A 19,662-nucleotide genomic window follows, 5' to 3' on the forward strand; every position below is an offset into this window, starting at 1 on the left:
CAACCATATCAAGATATTAGAATAGACAATATAACACTAGAAACTCTGATAATATTAACATCGGCAAACTCTCAAGCCGGTGTATTAAATGGATGTATGGCGATAGTTGATATATATGTTAAATATGTGGAGTATAGATATGCATATCTAAACTTTCTCGCATTTATACTGGTAATATCAGGATCTATAATGATCTTTAGACATTTAATAGAGAATCTAAGAAGATTAGCAAGAGAGCAGGTATACCAGAACTAGGATTCTTCCGTGAGATAATATAGAGAAGGGGGGAAAGAAGATCATTGTTTTGTTAAAAAGAGTTTAGAACTACTTCTTATATATTGTCGAGTATGTTAGAAGCATTGGAGGTCCTACTAGAATTCCCTCAACATTCTTCTGAGCAACTATTATTAGATAGCCTTGGAATAAGGGTATGTAGGGAGCTTCATCTGCTAATATTCTCTGAACCTGCTCGTAGATGCTTGCTCTCTGGCTTTGATCTGCTATGCTCTGAGCTTCTTCCAGAAGCCTGTCTACGGTAGGATTCGCATATCCTGTTCCAGTCCACTTATTGGCATCAGATTTTAGAAATGGTGTGAGATAATCATCAGGATCTATATAGTCAGGATACCATCCTAATAGCGAGACCATCATCTGACCATTTCTAAGCTGACTCACATAAGTAGCCCACTCGCTACTTCTAATAGTCACCTCAATAAGCCCTGTAGCCTCGAGCTGGCTCTTAATAAGCTGAGCTACATCGGCTTCAGTATCTCCATAATGTGTTGGAGTGTACCAGAGCTCGATCTTCAGTTTATTAGATTCGTTATATCCTGCTCTCATCAGATACTCTCTTGCAAGAGTTAGATTAGGTCCTACACCGTATAGCTCTTTAAATGAATCTATATGACTCCACATGCCATTGGGAACCATACTGTATAGAGGTTGCATAGTTCCCATAAACACTTTCTCGATGATCTCAGTTCTATTGATAGCAGCTGCTATAGCTTTTCTAACGAGAACATCATTCGTAGGATTCATTTTAACATTTATGACTAGATATCTTATGAAGCCTCCAGGAGCTTCAATAACATTATACTTCCCGCTCTTGATTAGATCCACGTAGTCTGTAGGTCTGAGAGTTCTCCAAGCTATATCAACCTCACCTCTCTCTAGAGCTAGTCTGAGCGATGAAGCATCTCTATAGAATTTAATGATAATAGTTTGAGTCTTAGGCTTCTCACCATAGTAATATGGATTAGCCTCGAGAACAATATATTCATCTCTCTTGAAATCCTTTATACAGTAAGCACCAGCACCACCCCACGTAGCATCACTAGATATATTCGTGAACGGATAGTTTGGATTTACAGGGAAGTAAGGCGGTGTTGCTACCAATGATAAGAAGTAGCTTGCAGGTGTTTTTAGTTTGAATTCTACTGTGTAGTTATCCAGAGCTTTTACATCGTCTACGAAGTCTGTCACAAGCCATGAAGGATCTCCCTTAATATACATAACTCTCTTAATACTCCAAACAACATTCTGAGCAGTCACAGGAGTTCCATCACAGAACCTAACATTATCTCTGAGATGGAAAATCCATGTATATCCATTATCTCTGATCTCATAACTCGTTGCAATACCTGGAATAAGGTCTGCAGTGCCTGGCTTGTATTTATATAAGCCTTCCATGATGTTTGAGAGAACCTCCCAAGTGAAGAAGTCGTATGCATTAGCAGGATCTAGATCTGTGACCTTATCAGTGACACCTATTACAATCTGGCTAGGTGGAGATGGTCTAGGTGTGAAGAAGAGGAATAGACCTGCTACCAATACTATGATAACGATCAAAGCTACTATGATCAGTATACTTCTTCGAAGCATATGCAACCCTCGATACTCAATTCAGTTTTAAGTATATATGCTTTTTTCCCCTTCTCTGCAATTCTTATATTGTCGGTGCATTAGATGAGTTTAGCAAGGTATATACTATATAGATCTCTACTCATAATTCCTACAATACTTATACTATACACTATAGTTTTTATAGTGCTTAGAATACTTCCCGGAGACCCTGTGCTGGCAGTGCTTGGAACGAAAAATATACCGCCAGAACAGCTTGAGAGTATTAGAAGAAGTCTGGGTCTTGACAAGCCTCTCTATGTTCAGTATTTCGAGTATCTATATAGATTTATCAGAGGTGATATGGGTACCTCACTTATAATCCAAGGAAGACCTATAGCATTGGATATAGCTGAAAGACTTCCAGCAACCATAGAACTATCTATAGCATCGATATTAGTAGCTCTTCTAATAGGTGTTTCCATAGGTATTGTCTCTGGTAGAAGTAGTAGTACTCTTGTAAGCGCATTCTCAAGAATATTCGGTTCATTCACCTACGCCATATTCATACCATGGTTTGGAATGCTTCTTCAGATAGTATTCGGAATATGGCTGGGAGTGCTACCTGTAGACGGGAGAACTTCTCCAGGTGTTATAATCAGAGGACCTACAGGTCTCTACATAATAGACTCTATAATAAATAGAGATCCTTACGCTCTAGTAGATTCTATAAGACATATAATACTCCCATCAATTACTCTAGGAGTTGTTCTCAGCGGTCCTTATATGAGGCTTGTGAGAAATAACATGAGATCTATGCTGAATTCTAAGATAGTTCTAGCATACAGATCTAGAGGTATTAGCGAGAGTAGGATTAGCAGACATGTGTTCAGGCATGTCATGATACCTGTGGTCACATACAGCGGATTGCAATTCGCATTACTTCTAGGAGGTGCTGTGCTTACTGAAACAACATTCAACTGGCCTGGGATAGGTACTTATCTCGTTGATAAGGTTTTCTACAGAGACTATCCAGCTATACAAGCTGTTGTTATCGTATTTGCTTTCTTCGTAGGAGTTATAAGTCTTGTAGTTGATATACTATACTCACTCATAGATCCTAGGATCAGATATTGAGGTGAGCTTCTTGAGAGTAAATATAAGATCTCTCATTAGAGATCTTATGAATCCATATATAATCTCTGGTTTGATCATAGTGTTATTCGTGGTATTCCTAGCATTATTCTCAGAACTAATAGCACCTTACGACCCCACAAGACCCGCAGGACCTCCGCTAGCACCTCCATCCTGGAGTCATATAATGGGCACGGATAATCTAGGATATGATGTGTGGAGCAGAATCGTCTACGGCTCTAGAACTATTCTAATGGTGGTATCCTTATCTCTTCTCATAAGCTCATCCGTGGGAATAGTACTAGGTCTGATAAGCGGCTATACAGGAGGTTTGATAGATAGAATTCTATCCTTCACAATGGATGCTATATACGCGTTTCCAAGCCTCATACTAGCTATAGCACTTGCAGTAGCACTAGGACCAGGTCCTCTGAATGCTGCGATAGCTATTGCCGTGGTTTACATACCATCATATTTTAGAATGATAAGAGGTCAGGTTCTAAGTATTAAAAACGAAGCATTTATAGAGATAGCAAAAGTGCTTGGAATACCTGTTCACAGGATTCTCTTAAGACATATACTACCTCATCTCACACCCACTATCATGGTTGTATTCAGCATGAATAGTGCTGATGCTGTTCTCACAGAAGCTTCTCTAAGCTTTCTAGGACTCTCTGTTCAGCCACCCACACCAGATTGGGGTTATGATCTTTATAAGGGGAGAGGCTTCATATTATCAGGCTACTGGTGGCTTACCTTCTTCCCAGGTCTCATGATAACGCTACTAGCTCTTGGCATGGCTATGATCAGTGAGGGGGTGTCTGATCTCTATGAGAGAAGAAGAAGCTGAACCAGTACTTCTAGTAAGAGATCTTACCGTACACTACTTTACTTTAAGAGGTGTTGTAAGAGCTGTTGATAGAGTATCTCTAGACGTGTACCCGGGAGAGCTTCTAGCTATCGTTGGTGAGAGTGGTTCTGGTAAATCCACTCTAGGACTTGCTCTTATGAGACTTATACCTCCTCCTGGTAAGATTGTTAGCGGGAGTGTAGTTCTAGATGGAGTAGATCTGATGAAGCTAGATGAGGAGAGTATGAGAAGATTTAGAGGTTCTAAGATCTCTATAGTCTTCCAGGATCCTTTTACAACAATAGATCCTCTGAGAAGAGTTCTAGATCAATTCGTAGAATTCCTAGTGGAACACGGCATAGATAGTGAGAGAGCGAGAGAAAGAGCTGTAGAGTATCTTACCAGAGTAGGTTTGAGCAAGATTCATATAAACTCATACCCTCATCAGCTGAGCGGAGGTCAGAAACAGCGGGTGGCAATTGCAATGGCTTTATCTCTCAACCCTCTAGTTGTGATCGCTGACGAGCCTACAACAGCTCTAGATGTTGTTTCTCAGAGACAGGTTCTAGATCTCATAGACGAGCTCAGAAAAGAGTTTAGAACCTCATTTATACTAATAACCCATGATATCTCCATAGCTATCGAGAGAGCTGATAGAATAGGAGTCATGTACGCTGGACAGCTGATTGAGATAGGAGATAAGAAGAGTATTGTAGAAAAACCTCTCCACCCATATACTCAGGGTCTTATAGCCTCAATACCCAGACCTGATCTAAGAGAGATACCGAAGTCTATACCAGGATATCCTCCGGATCTCACTAATCCTCCTAGAGGGTGTAGATTTCATCCTAGATGTCCTTTTGCCATGGATGTATGCAGAATCAGAGAACCTGATGAGAGGATTGTAGATAGAGGTCGTATTGTAAAATGCTTTCTATATGGTGAGGATATTGGGAGAAATGGTTTCTCTAGATAGAGTTAGAATGTACTTTGTGCTAGGACCTCTGGGACGTAGGAAGATCATAAGAGCTGTAGATGGTGTGTCAATAGAATTCAAAGAAGGTGAGATACATGGAGTTGTTGGCGAGAGCGGTTCTGGCAAGTCTACTCTGGGGAGGGTTGCCATAAGAATCTATAGACCTACATCTGGGAGGGTATTCTTCATGGGTAGAGATATAACAAACGAGCCTGAGAGAAGATTAAGAGGTTTAAGAAGATTCATGCAGCTAATACCTCAAGATCCTTATTCGAGTTTTAACACTTTCTACACCGTGGGAGAATCTATTAAAGAAGCTCTTCTAACTCATGAGAATATATCTGATGAAGAGGCTAGAGAAAGGGTTCTTGAAATGCTTGAGAGAGTAGGTCTCATGCCTTCTTCTGTTTTCTATGAGAGAAGACCTACACAACTCAGTGGTGGGCAGCTTCAGAGAGCTGCTATAGCTAGAGCTATGATTCTTAATCCCAAGTTTATTGTTGCTGATGAACCTACATCGAATCTTGATCTTTCTATAAGAGCTTCTATCTTAGAACTTCTTCTATCTTTCAAGGAGAAACTGAATCAGTCGATCATGTTCATAACACATGATATAGTACTGGCAGGTCTTATAAGTAATAGAATTAGCGTAATGTATTTAGGACAGGTGGTAGAACAAGCTGAGACAAAAAGAATATTAGAAGATCCTCAGCATCCCTACACCATAGCACTCATATCATCAATACCACTCATGAGAACATTTACAAGGATAAGAGAAATAGAACTAAGAGGAGAGATACCAGATCCTTCTAATCCTCCAAAAGGTTGCAGACTCTGGCCTCGATGTCCTCTAGCTATGGATATATGTAGAGAGAAAGAACCTCCAGAGATCGAGATATCTAAAGGACATATAGTAAGATGCTGGCTGCATGCTGAGAAGTAGATTCGCATCTTATATTTTAAGGATCTTTTTAAGAGATTTTTAAACCACGCCATGATTCTTTAGGCTGATATTTTATATAGAGCCTCTAAAATACTATCGTGGTGTGCTATCTTGAAATGCCCCGATGTAGGGGATCTAGCTCCTGATTTCGAGTTACAAGATCAGGATGGAAGAATCTTTAGACTTTCAGATCTCAGAGGATCTATAGTAGTACTCTATTTCTATCCTAAGGCAATGACTAGAGGATGTACTATTGAGGCTGTAGGGTTTAGAGATCACTATGAAAGTATAAGATCCTTAGGAGCTGTCGTGGTAGGAGTATCGAAAGATAAAATAGAAGATATAAAGAAATTCTCAGAGAAATACAACTTACCATTCAGACTGCTAGCAGATCCTGATAGCAAGATCATAAAATTATTCTGTGTAGGAGGTGTTGCGGGCATTGCTAGAAGAGTTACATTTCTAATAGATGATAAAGGTGTTATTAGGAAGATCTGGAGGAAAGTAGATCCTTCGAAACATGCTCAAGAGGTAATCGAAGAGCTTAAGAAGATCAGTGGAAAAGATAGAGAGGATGTAACGAGATAACTCATATTATACTTAAAGAATCTATAAACTCTTGAGATGGTGATCTTATAATGGCGGAATGCTGTTCCAATAACAGCAATACTAGATCGAAATCTATTGGTGTTATACTTCTATCTATAAGACCTTGGTCTTTTACCATGACTATTACAACCCTAGTCGCAGGCTCAGTCTACGCTTCTTACGAAGGCTATCCTATCAATATTCTAGCTCTGCTTCTAGTTATCATAGGAGTAGTACTGCTTCATGGTATGGCTAACTGGCTTAACGACTACTTTGATCATATGTACGGGGTTGACAGACCTGGTACTGGAACTACTGTATACAGACCTCATCCTCTTATAGAAAGGATTCTAGACCCCAGAACTCTTCTGATTTCAAGCATCTTGCTAGGATTTGTAGCATCCTCTATAGGAACCTACATAGCAATAGTGCTTGACAGACCTCTGGTCATCCCACTAGGTCTTCTAGGAGCAGTTATTGGATTTCTCTACACAGGACCTCCTCTGAATCTGAAATATAGAGCCTTTGGAGAGCCTGCTGTGTTCCTAGCCTTCGGTCCTCTAATGTTCATAGGCTCTTACTACGTGCAGACAGGCTTTATATCTCTTAAATCTATTATAGCTTCAATACCTTTCGGACTCTTGATCACAGCGGTTCTTCTCGCTAACAATATAAGAGATATAGAAGGAGATCGTGCTGCAGGGATCAGAACTTTGGCAGTGGTTCTAGGTCGTAGAAGAGCATCACTTCTATATATCTCACTACTTGTCTCAGCCTACGTGATCACGTTTGCCATGATAGTGTTAGGACTCCTACCTCTTGTAAGCATGATAACAATGCTCACAGTATTCCAAGCATTGAAGTTATGTAGAGATATAAGAGCTGAGAACACGCCTCTAGACATGGATCCGAGGACGGCTAGGCTGGTTTTATCATACTCAATACTCTTCATAATCTCTCTAGCTATATCAATTATAATATAACCCGAGTATAGAGAGTTTTTCCGAGCGAATTAGATTAGAAAGATCTTCCAAACATTTAACCATGGGGATCCTGCTATCTGAGAAGCTGAGGTGAGGAAGGGTTGGGTTAATCTTTCTTTATAATTCGAAAACCCAGTTCTCAAGTCTGTATGCTGAGTCCCAGAATAGGTACTCGTATATGGAGCTTATTCTGAAAGCTCTCTTAATATTCATCCAATTCTCTTCATCGGCTTTCGACAGTATTTCATTAGCTATTCTTAGAACGGCTTCTACTATTGATTCGTATGTCTGCGATGAGTATGTTTCTATCCATCTTCTATACAGAGGATTAGGAGATCCTTTCTTCTCCAGATGTCTTCCGACTTCTAGATAGATCCAGTAGCATGGTAAAACTGCTGCTATAGCCTCCTCATAGCTCTCCTCAGAAACTGTTCTAAGAAGATGACTTGTATAGGCGTAGTTAGCCGGAGATTGAGGGGTTTTTAATACATCCTCCTCTCTCAACCCCCACTCTGCGAAAAATGATCTGTGTAGGTTTTTCTCGAATTCTAGAGCTGTTCTCGCATGTTCAGCAAATATAGAGATCAGCTCATCCTTCTTAGATCTAGCTGAAAGTCTTGCAAGAGCTCTTGCAAAGTCTCTAAGATACAATGAATCCTGGATCACATAGTACTTGAAAGATTCAAGCCTGAGATCTCCTCTGGTAAGACCTTCTATGAAAGGATGACCGAGTATAGCTTTGAAAATATCTTCAATATCACTCCATAACCTCTGAGTAGGAGTGGTTGTCATAAAGACCCCTCGCTATGCTCTATTAATGACCTAATAAAACCTCTATAGGCTGTCTATAGAGAAGATCTGAAGGAGAGGGATTCTCTAAACATGTTCGGAAGAGTTGAAAAGCTTAAGAGATTAAGAGAAGCAGTAAGCTTAGGAATTCTATAGATCTGCTTCAGATACTCAAATTTCTTCTTAAAGATCTTGAGACTTCTTCTAGTAGAAAATCTCTCTTAATAAGAAAGATCCAGATCTCATCAACCTACTCTTTCGAAGCATCAGAGAAACAGGTTAAAAGGCTTCAGAAAGCTGGTGGAGGAGGTTGAGAGAAGGGAGAAACATGTTAAGAACTATATCAACCTAGGTTGTGAGGAAACCCGTGGAGTAGTTGTACTGGAGAGGAGTATCAAGAATACTAGTTAGCTACCCCTGTTAAGGACATGATTAGATGCCGACACCGGTCCTAAAGGATGAGGCTTCAGGTTGTAAACCTGCATATATAGATTCTTTTATTATATTTAGAATGTATCTGAGATTTTAATGAGATAAGGTGTTTAATCTGAAGATCATCGCAACTGATATTATTTGTGATATTACCACGTATAGTACTGCTGATTCTACTGATATCTCTAGCAAGGGTGCTACTATGAAGCCTCCTACAGTCCATGCCACTCCATATAGAAGTCCGAATACCCCGTATGCTAGTGCCAGCTTACTTCCGCTCATTATATCTGCAATTGATGCTCTCATTATAGTCTCTGAGATCCCCATAACAACACCCCAGAAAGCCGCCATCACATACGCGAGTTGAGGTGTTCTGAGTACAAGGAGTATTGGTATGAACATTGTCGTTATCGGAGCTATATAGAGACTTCTGAATTTAATCCTGTCATAGAGATAACCTATTGGAAACGCTACTAAGGCGTCAACCCCCATAGCTATCGCGTATAATACTGCTATCTCAGCATCTCCTAGAACACCCCAGTATTTTAGGAAATAAGATACTATAGCCCAGTGTATGAAGCCTAATGCTTGAAACATCATTGATATCGTATAGATCCAGAATCTCCTCTCCAAACCTCTGAAAGAGATCTCTCTACTAGAGGTATCAACACTTCTAATTCTAGGATACAGCCTCCATGCCGTTAGAATAAGTATCATGGCTGCTAAGCCTGGTACTACGAGTACTAGAAAAGCACTAGGATAACCATATCTAGCCAGCATGAATGCTACGAGGAGAGGTCCTCCGAGAGCACCAGCTTGATCTAGAACTTCATGAATTCCAAAACCCTTACCTCTACCAAGATCTTCTGTGACCTCGGCGAGAGCAACATCTCTAGCAGGAGTTCTAAGACCTTTCCCAATTCTCTCCACGAGATAGAGTGATACCGCAAAACTCCAGGTAGTTGCAAAGGCTAGAAATGGTAGGACTAGAACATTCATAGCATAGCCAGCTATTATAAAGCTCCAGAGAACTGCTGATGATCCCATGTATGATGCTGCGAGACCGCTCACGAATCTTAGTATGTAGCCTAGAAGTTCTCCGGAGCCTATGACTGCTGATGCTATGGAAGGTGCTTCCAGATACTCTAGAAAAGCTCCACTAACAGATCTAGCTCCCTCATAAACCATGTCAGCGAGAAGAGATACGAAGCCTAGTAGAAGAAAAACCAGAAGTATCTTTCTATTCGTCTCACACACCCTTCAATACTCAAAAGTAGAAAGCTTAAAAAACGATATTGATTAAAAACATTGTTGGAAAGATCTCTTAAGACTGATGTCTCAGATAGATCCTTCCAAACTTCAGTCGATTCGCGAGAGATATGCTAGAGCTTAAAAGTTTTTCGAAGCCTAAGACACCGCTCCAAACACCTACTGAGGCTAGCACCATGCTAACACCTGCTGTAGAAATCTCATGAAGAGCTGTAGCTACATCTGATGGACTTCTCATCGCTGTTAGAAATGGTGGGTATGGAACTATCTCTCCATGCCATGCATGCTCAAGAGCTAGAAGTATGGCTCCTCCCCATAGAATCGTGGTTAAAATCCACAACTTAAGCCTCTCACTCAGAGACCTAGCTACTCTTCTCTGAAATATTGTAAGAGCTATTGCCGCAGTTAATGGAGCTAGAAAACACGCCATAAGGTTTAACCCTTCTATAATGTTGACACCAAGACTTATATATTTGTGCACCATACTATCAAAAGGTGCACTCTAATGTGGTTGATCCCTCTTCTAGCAGCTTCGCTAACAGCTACAGCAGTATATTTCAGTAGGAGAGACTACTCTAAATATCTAGTACTAATACTGTGGGGAGCCACGATAATGGTCGCAGTAGACTGGCTGTGGAGCTACATAGCAGAAGGAGAATTCATACCTAGTGAAACGTTCTCAGATCCTGTGGGAAGCTCTCTACTAGGACTTGTAATGGTTCTCGCAGGATTAATCCTATGGATCTTATTAATACTAGTTCTAAGAATCAGAAAAGCTAAATAGCTGTATAGCGATAGCGTTAACTCTACACGTTTGAAAAGCATAAGATCTGAATCCTCTCTCTTGATAGAGTTTTTAAAGAGGAAGAGCTCTACTTCTACAGGTATAGATGTAAGTATATATAGAGGTATAGAGGTTATAATAGAGGTGTTAGAATTACTAGTAGCCATACCTGTCATAAGATCTGGTGATATTCTATATGTTAGCCCTCACTTTGGAAGAGCACCGTATATAGCTTTTGCAGAGATCTCTGAAAAAAGTTTTAAGATCCTGGATGTAGTTGAAAACCCGTATTCTATGCTGAGACATGGAAGAGGTAGGGTTATAACAGATATCATAGCTCCACGAGGAGTGAATGCTGTAATAGTGATTGAGATAGGTGAAGGAGCTTTCAATATTTTGAAAAGATATGGCGTTAAGATATATAGACTCTCCTCTTCTAGAGAGCTTATAAGAGTTGAGGATGCTCTCAGATCATTCTCCGAAGGCTTGATAGAAGAAGTTGAAGAGCCGTGGATTCATGAGCATGAGCATGAATATGAAGAGCATCACTAGCTCTTAGATTCTCTAGATCAGTAGAATATCTTTATATCACTCTTATTTTTCTCAAAATCTTTATTCAAAAGATCTGGAGATAGTCTCGGTTATTATGCACGAGAGATATATTATAGAGATGGTGATTTAATGGTTCACGAGTGGGCTCTTGCAGAAGCCGTGGTAAGACATGTTATTGATATCTATAGTGATAAGAAGATTAGAGAGATTAGAATAGGTTTAGGAGAGCTTCAGAATATTGATGAGAATATTCTCCTATTCTCTCTGAAAGAACTTTTCAAGCTTAACGGTCTTGAGAATGTATCGATTCATGTTAGAAAGATACCCTTAACCCTTCTATGCAGATCCTGCGGCTTTGAGTGGAAACCAGATATAAGTAAGCTGGGTGAAGAGATCATAGAGATGATTCATTTCATACCAGAAGCTGTGCACTCCTATATAAGATGTCCTCGATGCAACTCCGGAGACTTCGAGATCATCAGTGGAAGAGGTGTTTATCTAGAGGAAGTGGTGGTGGAGTAGTGACAGCTATAAAGGATCCTAGACTTAGCATCATTAGAGAGAGGATTAGAAATGTGAAACATGTGATCCCCGTAGCAAGCTATAAAGGTGGTGTGGGTAAAACTATTGTGACAGCTCTCATAGCTCTAAAACTTAGAGATAGAGGTTTCAGAACAGGTATTCTAGATCTGGATCTCACCAATCCATCTATACATACGGTCCTAGGAGTTGATCTAGACACTATAAAGCCTGAGGAGGAGAGAGGAGTAGTACCACCCGAGATCCAGGGTGTAAAACTCATGACACTCGCCTACTACACGAGAGAAAGACCGACTCCTCTGAGAGGTATGGATCTTGTGAACGCTTTCAGAGAGCTTATGAGCATAACTTTATGGGGCTACATAGATTTTCTTCTCATAGATACTCCACCAGGTTTTTCAGATGTTATTCTAGAGCTATCTAATACTTTAGGCAGGATCTCAAATCCTATTCTCGTATCTATCCTCAGCAAACTCTCTATAAAACCCACGATCAATCTCTATAAATATATGAAAGAGATCCGCATAGAACCACTTGGAGTGGTTTTAAACATGATCTCAGAGGAGGAGGATCTTAAGAAGACATTCTTTGAAACAGCTTCTATAGAAGATATCAGAATTCTAGGACTTATGAGAAGAGATCCCGAGATCGAGAAAGCCATAGGATCTATAAATGATCTTAAGAGAACTAAAGCATACGAAGAAATCGGAGAAATAGTGAGAGAGGTTCTAAAAATAATTGAAAGCAGAAGATCTTGACAGCTCCTGGGGTTACATAAATTATATTGAGAAGATCTTTAGAAGAGATAGAGATCTAGCTAGAAGAATAATTGATATGATAAGATCTTTGAGTGATAGGATTAGAAAAGACTATGGAGAGGATCATAGGATTAAAATCATGAATTTCTGTGGAACACATGAATGGAGCATAGTGAGATACGGACTCAGAAGTCTCGTGCCCGGGAATATAGAACTCGTAGCAGGACCAGGATGTCCTGTCTGCGTGACTCCTTCATACTATATCGAGAAAGCTATAGAGCTATCTCTACAGGGTACGAGAGTATATACTTATGGAGATGTTTTCAGACTCAGAACTCTCAGACCTGTTGAGAAATCTTATTCTCTTGAAGAGGCGAAAGCTTTGGGAGCTGATGTTAGAGTTGTAAGTAGTTTTACAGATGCCATCATTGATGCATCTCGCCAGAGGAGAGATTCAGTGTTTCTAGCAGTAGGTTTTGAAACAATTGCTCCAGGATATTCTAGACTTATGATCTCTGAGAAGATCCCCGAGAACCTAAGTATTCTAAGCCTGGTGAAGCTCACGCCACCAGCAATGTTCTACTCTCTCGAGATACTCCAGGAGAAGCCTACAGAACCTCCCATAGCAGGTGTTATAGCTCCAGGACATGTTTCAACTATAGTAGGTGCTAAGGCTTGGACTCCTGTTGCTGAGAATTTCGAGATCCCCGTAGTTGTCGCAGGATTCGAACCCATAGACGTTCTAGCTGCCATAGCAGAGATTCTGAGAAGATATGTGAGAAGAGAATATGGTGTCTATATAGAGTATGAGAGAGCTCTTTCATGGCATGGAGATCTAGGGGCTCAGTCAGCTATTTATAAGACATTCAAAGCATCTGACGACGCTTGGAGAGGCATAGGATTCATACCCTACAGCGGTCTTAGAATTAGAAGAGAGTATAAGATGTATGATGCTCTAGAGAGACATTCTATAGAGGATCTAAAGCCTGAGAAATGGAGCTATGATCTTCCGAAAGCCTGTAGATGTGCTGAAGTTGTGCTGGGAAAGGCAAAACCTATAGACTGCCCTCTCTTCATGAGAGCATGTACTCCTGAGAAACCTTACGGACCTTGCATGGTTTCCATGGAGGGTGCTTGTGCTATATGGGCTAGATATAGTTTTCAGAGTAGATAAGTATATGGAGGCTTTGCATAATGTGCTGGGGTGTTCCTGCTATTGTTAGAAGAGTCTTAGAAGACAGGATCAGAGCATTAGTAGACTTTGGAGATGGTATTGATCATGAGGTTGTTATAGGGATCTCTGATGAGGAGATTAGAGAAGGAGATACTGTTATAGTGCATGCAGGAGTTATAATATCAAAGATATCTGAAGAAGATCTTAGAGAGCATATGGAGTATGTAGAAGCTCTTCTCAAAGATCAGAATGAGGAGTGAAGAAAATGTCAGGAGAATTCATTAGACTAGCTCACGGATCTGGAGGAGTCGAGATGCGAGAACTTCTCGAGAAACTTATATTCTCTAGAATCGATTCAAAGCTCAAGAGATTCGGAGATGAAGGTGTAGGTATTGATATGCCTGATGATGGTGCTGGGATCAAGATCAGTGATGATCTGTATCTTGTGATTTCCACAGACTCCTACACTGTTAAACCTCTCTTCTTCCCCGGAGGTGATATTGGAATGCTTGCGGCTTCAGGCTCTATTAATGATGTTCTTATGATGGGTGGTATTCCTATAGCTATTATGGATTCTATTGTTATCGAAGAAGGTTTTCCTATGAGAGATCTCGAGAGAATCATAGGATCATTTATTGAGATCCTCAGATCTGAGGGAGTAGCTCTAGTAGGAGGAGATTTCAAGGTGATGCCCAGAGGAGAGCTTGATGGAATTATCATAAATACCGTAGCCTTAGGTCTTGCCAGAAGACTGATAATAGACAGCATAAAACCTGGAGATAAGATCATAGTATCAGATTACGTAGGAGATCACGGAGCTATTATAATGCTCTATAGAATGGGTCTAGCAAAAGATCCTGAGACTTTAGAGAGGAGTAGGATTAGAAGCGATGTTAAACCTCTTACAAGTCTTATGAAGCCTGTTCTTGAGAAGTATTCAGAATACATACATGCAGCGAGAGATCCTACTAGAGGAGGTTTAGCAGGTGTTCTCAACGAGTGGGTTAGAGATTCTGAACATGTGATATATATAGATGAAGACGAGATACCGATAAGAGATCCTGTGAGAAGATACTCTGAGATGCTAGGGATAGACCCTCTATATCTAGCTAGTGAGGGTGTGGCGGTATTCTCAGTAGATCCCTCTATCTCTGAAGAGTTTATTTCATTTATAAGAAAGATAGGCTATCCTAATGCTAGAATCGTTGGAGAGGTTAGAAGTGAGAAAAGGTATAAGGGTAGGGTTATAATGAGAACAAGTGTGGGAGGAGTTAGAATAGTGGATCCTCCCAGAGGAGAGCTTATTCCGAGAATATGCTAGGGCTGAATAGTTTGATTCATATGATAAGAATTAGAGATACAATTCTAAAACTAAGAGATTTCGCGGGAGTAGAGATAGTATACGGAGGAGAGAGATTATGCATAGACATTCTCTACCCTCTACAATGTGATTATATACTATACACTCACAATCATCCGAGACATTCTCCTGATAGTATTCTGCTAGAGAGATTTTCAGATAGGATCTACAGTCTCTTCTATGGGAATAAGATTAAGATTGGTGAAAGAATTAAGATATCAGATCACTTCATCGTGGAATCTGTAGAAGCGTTTAGCTGGAGATATCCTGAGTATCATTCCAGAGGATCTGGAGCTGGTTTTATCGTAGAAAGTGATCTGAGGATATATCATACGGGAGATAGTGATCTCTCTAGAGATATTCTATCAAGTGTTAGAGGAGGTGTGGATGTTCTTATAATACCTATAGAAGGGTTGGGAGTATACACACCAGAAGAAGCTGTAGAAGTAGTGAGATCTCTTCGCCCCTCTATATCTATTCCTATTCATTTTCAGGATATAGATAGCTTCTATATCTTTAGAGACATGGCTCAGCCATATACTCAGGTGGTGCTTCTTGGAAGAGAAAGATCTGGATGATCTCATTAGAAGATTTCATTCAGAGAATCTCTACACACCTCCTGTGGCTAGGTATAAGGTAGTGGATCTAGAATACTATAAGAAGATCTATATGGAGTCGGTTAGAGATCCATGTAGTTTCTGGGGTAGAGAAGCTGAGAAACTTGCTTGGAGTAGAAAATGGAGGAAAACATGCGAAGGCGAAGGTCTTAATACTAGATGGTTCGTAGATGGCGAGATTAACGTGTATTATAATCTTATCGAGAAGCACAGAGATAAATGGGTGTGGAGCAAGCCTGCTGTGATCTGGGAGAGTGAGGATGGTAGTGTTAGGATATCATTCTACAAGGATCTTTACGAGAGATCTAGTGTCATAGCTAGAGCTTTAGAAGATTATGGTGTGAGAAGAGGAGAATGGGTTATAATGTATGTAACCCCCTCGATAGAATCTCTCGAGATATTCCTAGCTCTAATGAGAATAGGAGCTCCAGTAGAATTTATATTCACAGGCTTCGGCTACTACGAGATTAGAAAGAGGATCATGGGTAGAAGAGCTAGACATATAATCTCTGTAGATGGATTTACTAGAAGAGGAAGATCTATAGATCTTCTGAGTAACATTCTTAGAAGCGTTGAGAAGCTGGAGATCAAGAATATATTCTTAGTGAGAAGAATTGAGAAAGCTTATAAAGATGATAGAATAGTCTACTACGAGGATCTAATAAGAGGATCTAAGCATGAAAAAGATCCCGCAATTCTAAACTCAAGAGATCCTTTGATAGGACTTCACACAGGATATGTAGAAGATTTCAAACCATTAACACACGGGGTAGGAGGATTTCTCGTACAAGTCTACGCTACAAGTAAATGGATCGGTTTAAGACCTCATGATACTTATTTCTGCACAGTATGGCCTGGATGGATTACAGGAATCTCCTACCAGTTCTTCGGACCTCTCATGATAGGATCCACGATAGTATTCTACGAGGGAGGGCCTGACCAGCCTAGCTGGAATAGATGGTGGGATATTATAGAGAGGTACTCTGTAACCCTCTTCCTAACAACGGGAAGTGCTCTTAGAATGCTTAGAAGAAACACTCCAGAACCTCTGAAGATCTATAGATTCGATACTTTGAAAGCTATTCTCGTGACAGCTGAACCACTTGAGACTGAGGTGTGGGAGTGGAGCTATAGGTATGTTGGCACGGGGAGTAGAGCTTTTATAACATCTGTTCCGGAGAAATTTAGTGGGAGGATTCCTGTTGTGAATCTCTATATTCAAAGCGAGATAGGATCTTTTGCTACAGGAAGTCTTATAAATTATGTGTTCACAGAACTCTCACCAGGATCTGTAGGTCCTCCGATCCCTGGTTTTCATATTGATGTAGTTGATAAGAATGGGAATCCTATAAGAGGAAGCCCAGGTATGATGATAATAAGAAGTCCATGGCCTTCGATGCCTATAGAGTATCCTGAAGACTTTTCATTGAGATGGGCGAGAGGATATTATGAGACAGGAGATCTTGCTATAATGAGTGAGAATATGAATATATATCCTCTAGGAAGATATGATGGTGTGATGAAGATCAGTGGATATAGGATCAGTCCTGGAGCGATAGAGAGAGTTCTCAGAGAGATCGCGAATCTAAAGAGTTTCAGAATCAAAAGATTATATGATGATCTAAGATTTGAATCATATGTAGTTGAAGTATATGAAGAACTAGGAGAAAAAGATCTTAGGAGAATCATCAGAGAAAGTATTGGAGCTATTGCAGAGCCTAGGGATGTAATAGTTAAGAAGTCTCATGATGATTCTTCTAGCAAAGCTGATGCCACAGCGATCTGACCTACTCCAATACCTCCGTCACCTGGTGGAACACTTCTGTTAATCCTGACCATAACATCTTCTTCAGAAGCGATCTCTCTAATACCTCTTATTATGTAGCTGTTCACAGCTGCACCTCCTGAGACTAATATCTCGTTTCTAGAGATTCTAAGACCTCTCATACTATCTATAGCGATTCTCGCTAGAGAGGATCCAAGGCTTTTAAGTATTGCGAGAGCTATAGAGCTTCTCTCTTCTCTCTCGATCTTGTCGAGAACCCATTCGAGAAGATCTCTTATATCAACTACTAGCAGTCCATCTGAAGAGAAGATCCTTATATAAGGTTCTTCAAGAACCTTCTCAGCTCTATCAGCTTCAGCTTCAAGTCTTATAGGAGGCTCTCCTTCATATGTTCTCAGACTGCATACTCCTAGTAATGCTGAGAATGCATCTAGAACTCTACCCATGCTACTAGTCTTCACACCCATGCCTCTGCTTGATAGAACATGTGTTATCTCAGCTTCTTGAACTCCGTGTGGAAGAGATTCTATGAGTCTGTTTCTATTCAGAATCCTATGAATCTCATCCCATGAATAGCCTAAACCCGTCATAAGAGCTATAAGAGTTTTCACAGGATAAATAGCTGAAGAATCTCCTCCAGGTAGATTAAAAGATCTCAGACTTCCAACTCTTTTAAACTCTCTATATCCTGCTATGAGAATCTCTCCACCCCATATACCTCCGTCAACTCCGTAGCCTGTTCCATCTATAGCTATTCCTATAGCTCTTTCATCAAGTTCATATCTTTCTTCAATCATTAGAGAAGCTATGTGAGCATGATGATGCTGTACTTCGACTAGCTTCGCATTATACTCTCTCGAGATCTTCCTGGCAATATCTCTGCTATGATATCCTGGATGCATATCTAGAGCAACTGCTTCAGGTCTTAGATCATATGTTTCAAGAAGCCATTTTAATTCTCTCTCTAGATCCTCTAGATTTCCAGGATCATCGAGATCTCCTATGAATTGTGTTGGAATGATCTTGTCGTCGAAGCCTACTGCTCCAGCTACTTGAAGTTCTGCTCCTACAGCAACTAGATCTCTTATTCTAAGAGATGTTCTAATCCATGTAGGTGCGTAGCCTCTTGATCTTCTTAGAAAAACAGGTTCTCCATCGGTGAATCTTATCACGCTATCATCAACTCTATGAACGATCTCTCTATCATGTTCAACGATGTAGTCAACGATTGAACTCAGCTCTCTCAGAACACACTCGAGATTAGTACACATAGGTCTTCCATGAGAATTTCCACTGGTCATTATCAGAAAACCCTCTGGAATGCTTCTCATGAGGAGAATTTGAAAGCCTGTGTATGGAAGCATTATACCTAGACTTGAAAGTCCTGGAGCTACATACTCTGATACTAGAGAGCTTCTCTTCTTAGGTAGCACTACTATTGGTTTCTGAGGTGATTGGAGAAGTTCTCTAGCTCTATCATTTAGAAATACTATCTTTTCAGCTACCTCTAGATCTCTCACCATCAGAGCAAATGGTTTGTAAGGTCTTCTCTTTCTTCTTCTAAGCTCTAGAACCACGTCATCTCTTGACGCTAGTGCTGCTATGTGATATCCTCCGACACCTTTAACAGCTACTATAGATCCTCTCAGTATTTCTCTGGATATGAAATCTATGATCTCGCTCTCTCTAATATTGATCTTCTCACCTTTGGATGTATACACATAAGTTCTAGGACCACATCTAGAACAGCTGATCCCTTGAGCATGAAATCTTCTTAGATTCTCAGGATCTTTATAATCTCTCTCACAATCACTACAAAGCTTGTATCTGGCCATCGATGTGTTCTCACGATCATAAGGAGTTCTATACATCATAGAGTATCTAGGACCACACCAGGCGCAGCTATTCCAGTAATAACCGCTGAACCTAGTTCCAGACTCTAGGATCTCGCTGGCACAGTAGTGACACACACCTATGTCTGGTGGTATCATGCTCCTGATATCCTTATCATGAATGCTTTTGAGAATGCTGAAATCTCTATAACCTCTGGGAGTTTCCTCCTCTACGATCACTTCCTCGTAGAATGCTGGAGGAGGTTTTTCAACTTCTAGAGATCTTAAGAAGCTTTCTATATCCTTGTCATCGCCTTCGACGAATATCTCAACCTCGGCACCTCCCTTGTTAACGACGTATCCTTTCAAATTATTTTTAGAAGCAATTCTATAGATAAAAGGTCTGAAACCTACTCCTTGTACGATTCCTGAGATTCTTATTCTCAAGGCTTTTAT

The 19,662-nt window shown here is 40.4% G+C and carries 21 protein-coding genes; 16 read left to right on the top strand and 5 right to left on the bottom strand.

From position 1 onward, the window contains the following. A partial coding sequence (locus tag QXS89_04610) for a hypothetical protein (GenBank protein ID MEM3831457.1) occupies positions 1 to 255 on the top strand: 255 nt, incomplete at its 5' end. A 69-nt stretch (positions 256 to 324) separates the two neighbouring features. Here the strand turns inward: QXS89_04610 and QXS89_04615 are convergent. Beyond that, positions 325 to 1,881, bottom strand: coding sequence for an ABC transporter substrate-binding protein (locus QXS89_04615; protein MEM3831458.1), 1,557 nt, complete (start codon positions 1,879 to 1,881; stop codon positions 325 to 327). Between the two features lie 84 nt (positions 1,882 to 1,965). Here QXS89_04615 and QXS89_04620 point away from each other — a divergent pair, with 84 nt between their 5' ends. The 6 genes from QXS89_04620 to menA all read left to right on the top strand — a co-directional run bounded on the left by QXS89_04620 (position 1,966) and on the right by menA (position 7,313). Then, the gene (locus QXS89_04620; protein ID MEM3831459.1) at positions 1,966 to 2,976 is read left to right on the top strand and encodes an ABC transporter permease; all 1,011 of its coding nucleotides are present in this window, start codon (positions 1,966 to 1,968) and stop codon (positions 2,974 to 2,976) included. A gap of 10 nt (positions 2,977 to 2,986) precedes the next feature. After that, entirely contained in the window at positions 2,987 to 3,823 is an 837-nt protein-coding gene (locus tag QXS89_04625; GenBank protein MEM3831460.1) for an ABC transporter permease, read from the top strand. Further along, positions 3,804 to 4,799 carry an ABC transporter ATP-binding protein gene (locus tag QXS89_04630; protein MEM3831461.1) on the top strand — a complete coding sequence of 332 codons (996 nt, stop codon included), beginning with the start codon at positions 3,804 to 3,806 and terminating at the stop codon, positions 4,797 to 4,799. Before QXS89_04625 ends, QXS89_04630 begins: the two co-directional genes overlap by 20 nt. Beyond that, positions 4,783 to 5,742 carry an ABC transporter ATP-binding protein gene (locus QXS89_04635; protein ID MEM3831462.1) on the top strand — a complete coding sequence of 320 codons (960 nt, stop codon included), beginning with the start codon at positions 4,783 to 4,785 and terminating at the stop codon, positions 5,740 to 5,742. The genes QXS89_04630 and QXS89_04635 overlap by 17 nt, the downstream gene beginning before the upstream one ends. Positions 5,743 to 5,853: 111 nt before the next feature. Then, on the top strand, positions 5,854 to 6,330 hold the full coding sequence (locus QXS89_04640) for a peroxiredoxin (GenBank protein ID MEM3831463.1): 477 nt from the start codon (positions 5,854 to 5,856) through the stop codon (positions 6,328 to 6,330). A 50-nt stretch (positions 6,331 to 6,380) separates the two neighbouring features. After that, entirely contained in the window at positions 6,381 to 7,313 is a 933-nt protein-coding gene (gene menA, locus QXS89_04645; GenBank protein MEM3831464.1) for a 1,4-dihydroxy-2-naphthoate octaprenyltransferase, read from the top strand. Between the two features lie 117 nt (positions 7,314 to 7,430). Here menA and tenA read toward each other — a convergent pair whose 3' ends face one another. The 3 genes from tenA to QXS89_04660 form a co-directional block, all read right to left on the bottom strand. Then, on the bottom strand, positions 7,431 to 8,105 hold the full coding sequence (gene tenA / locus QXS89_04650) for a thiaminase II (GenBank protein MEM3831465.1): 675 nt from the start codon (positions 8,103 to 8,105) through the stop codon (positions 7,431 to 7,433). 522 nt (positions 8,106 to 8,627) lie between these two features. Then, the gene (locus tag QXS89_04655; GenBank protein ID MEM3831466.1) at positions 8,628 to 9,791 is read right to left on the bottom strand and encodes an MFS transporter; all 1,164 of its coding nucleotides are present in this window, start codon (positions 9,789 to 9,791) and stop codon (positions 8,628 to 8,630) included. 67 nt (positions 9,792 to 9,858) lie between these two features. After that, complete coding sequence (locus QXS89_04660; GenBank protein MEM3831467.1) at positions 9,859 to 10,287, bottom strand: hypothetical protein; 429 nt, start codon at positions 10,285 to 10,287, stop codon at positions 9,859 to 9,861. 21 nt (positions 10,288 to 10,308) lie between these two features. Here QXS89_04660 and QXS89_04665 point away from each other — a divergent pair, with 21 nt between their 5' ends. From QXS89_04665 to QXS89_04705, 9 genes are all read left to right on the top strand, one after another. After that, complete coding sequence (locus QXS89_04665; GenBank protein ID MEM3831468.1) at positions 10,309 to 10,587, top strand: hypothetical protein; 279 nt, start codon at positions 10,309 to 10,311, stop codon at positions 10,585 to 10,587. Between the two features lie 30 nt (positions 10,588 to 10,617). After that, entirely contained in the window at positions 10,618 to 11,139 is a 522-nt protein-coding gene (locus tag QXS89_04670; protein MEM3831469.1) for a NifB/NifX family molybdenum-iron cluster-binding protein, read from the top strand. Positions 11,140 to 11,268: 129 nt separating this feature from the next. After that, on the top strand, positions 11,269 to 11,661 hold the full coding sequence (gene hypA / locus QXS89_04675; GenBank protein MEM3831470.1) for a hydrogenase nickel incorporation protein HypA: 393 nt from the start codon (positions 11,269 to 11,271) through the stop codon (positions 11,659 to 11,661). Next, entirely contained in the window at positions 11,661 to 12,437 is a 777-nt protein-coding gene (locus QXS89_04680) for a P-loop NTPase (GenBank protein ID MEM3831471.1), read from the top strand. The genes hypA and QXS89_04680 overlap by 1 nt, the downstream gene beginning before the upstream one ends. After that, positions 12,418 to 13,611, top strand: a complete 1,194-nt coding sequence (gene hypD / locus QXS89_04685; protein MEM3831472.1) for a hydrogenase formation protein HypD — start codon at positions 12,418 to 12,420, stop codon at positions 13,609 to 13,611. The genes QXS89_04680 and hypD overlap by 20 nt, the downstream gene beginning before the upstream one ends. A gap of 20 nt (positions 13,612 to 13,631) precedes the next feature. Beyond that, entirely contained in the window at positions 13,632 to 13,871 is a 240-nt protein-coding gene (locus QXS89_04690; GenBank protein ID MEM3831473.1) for a HypC/HybG/HupF family hydrogenase formation chaperone, read from the top strand. A gap of 5 nt (positions 13,872 to 13,876) precedes the next feature. Then, positions 13,877 to 14,932, top strand: a complete 1,056-nt coding sequence (gene hypE / locus QXS89_04695) for a hydrogenase expression/formation protein HypE (protein ID MEM3831474.1) — start codon at positions 13,877 to 13,879, stop codon at positions 14,930 to 14,932. A gap of 20 nt (positions 14,933 to 14,952) precedes the next feature. After that, a complete protein-coding gene (locus QXS89_04700; GenBank protein ID MEM3831475.1) occupies positions 14,953 to 15,549 on the top strand; it encodes an MBL fold metallo-hydrolase in 597 nt (198 codons plus the stop codon). Continuing rightward, complete coding sequence (locus tag QXS89_04705) at positions 15,527 to 17,374, top strand: AMP-binding protein (GenBank protein MEM3831476.1); 1,848 nt, start codon at positions 15,527 to 15,529, stop codon at positions 17,372 to 17,374. Before QXS89_04700 ends, QXS89_04705 begins: the two co-directional genes overlap by 23 nt. Here the strand turns inward: QXS89_04705 and hypF are convergent. Then, entirely contained in the window at positions 17,332 to 19,653 is a 2,322-nt protein-coding gene (gene hypF / locus QXS89_04710) for a carbamoyltransferase HypF (protein MEM3831477.1), read from the bottom strand. The two genes, QXS89_04705 and hypF, sit on opposite strands and share 43 nt — an antisense overlap. Between the last annotated feature and the right edge of the window lie 9 nt (positions 19,654 to 19,662).

Source organism: Sulfolobales archaeon, assembly GCA_038881635.1.
In the GTDB taxonomy this organism is placed as follows: domain Archaea; phylum Thermoproteota; class Thermoprotei_A; order Sulfolobales; family AG1; genus WYEN01.

Coding starts and splice junctions, on each gene's coding strand:
- QXS89_04615 (MEM3831458.1), bottom strand. CDS start 1,881: ATGCTTCGAAGAAGTATACTGATCATAGTAGCTTTGATCGTTATCATA.
- QXS89_04620 (MEM3831459.1), top strand. CDS start 1,966: ATGAGTTTAGCAAGGTATATACTATATAGATCTCTACTCATAATTCCT.
- QXS89_04630 (MEM3831461.1), top strand. CDS start 3,804: ATGAGAGAAGAAGAAGCTGAACCAGTACTTCTAGTAAGAGATCTTACC.
- QXS89_04635 (MEM3831462.1), top strand. CDS start 4,783: ATGGTTTCTCTAGATAGAGTTAGAATGTACTTTGTGCTAGGACCTCTG.
- menA (MEM3831464.1), top strand. CDS start 6,381: ATGGCGGAATGCTGTTCCAATAACAGCAATACTAGATCGAAATCTATT.
- tenA (MEM3831465.1), bottom strand. CDS start 8,105: ATGACAACCACTCCTACTCAGAGGTTATGGAGTGATATTGAAGATATT.
- QXS89_04660 (MEM3831467.1), bottom strand. CDS start 10,287: ATGGTGCACAAATATATAAGTCTTGGTGTCAACATTATAGAAGGGTTA.
- QXS89_04665 (MEM3831468.1), top strand. CDS start 10,309: ATGTGGTTGATCCCTCTTCTAGCAGCTTCGCTAACAGCTACAGCAGTA.
- hypA (MEM3831470.1), top strand. CDS start 11,269: ATGGTTCACGAGTGGGCTCTTGCAGAAGCCGTGGTAAGACATGTTATT.
- QXS89_04690 (MEM3831473.1), top strand. CDS start 13,632: ATGTGCTGGGGTGTTCCTGCTATTGTTAGAAGAGTCTTAGAAGACAGG.
- hypE (MEM3831474.1), top strand. CDS start 13,877: ATGTCAGGAGAATTCATTAGACTAGCTCACGGATCTGGAGGAGTCGAG.
- QXS89_04700 (MEM3831475.1), top strand. CDS start 14,953: ATGATAAGAATTAGAGATACAATTCTAAAACTAAGAGATTTCGCGGGA.